The organism is Actinoallomurus acaciae, assembly GCF_042429965.1.
GTDB classification, from domain to species: Bacteria; Actinomycetota; Actinomycetes; order Streptosporangiales; family Streptosporangiaceae; genus Actinoallomurus; species Actinoallomurus acaciae.
In genome coordinates this window covers 291-647 of the sequence record NZ_JBHLZP010000655.1, presented here as the reverse complement: position 1 = coordinate 647, position 357 = coordinate 291, and the positions used below count along the sequence as shown (strand labels likewise).

General features: G+C 67.8%; 1 pseudogene. It reads right to left on the bottom strand.

The window, feature by feature from the left end:
• Positions 1–357: pseudogene (locus ACFFNX_RS44285) on the bottom strand (HAMP domain-containing protein); the annotation flags it as partial.

The window sequence follows — 357 nt, the reverse complement described above, 5'->3', positions numbered from 1 at the left end:
CCCTCGGTACCGACCTCACGGGCCACCCGCGTCACCTCACCGGCGAACGCCGACAGCTGATCCACCATCGTGTTGATCGTCGTCTTCAGCTCGAGGATCTCGCCGCGGGCGTCGACGTCGATCTTCTTGCCCAGATCGCCGCGTGCGACGGCGGTCGCGACCTGGGCGATGTTGCGCACCTGGGACGTCAGGTTGTCGGCCATGAAGTTGACGTTGTCGGTGAGGTCCTTCCAGACCCCCGACACCCCGGGCACCTGGGCCCGGCCGCCGAGGTTGCCGTCCGTACCGACCTCACGGGCCACCCGCGTCACCTCACCGGCGAACGCCGACAGCTGATCCACCATCGTGTTGACGGTC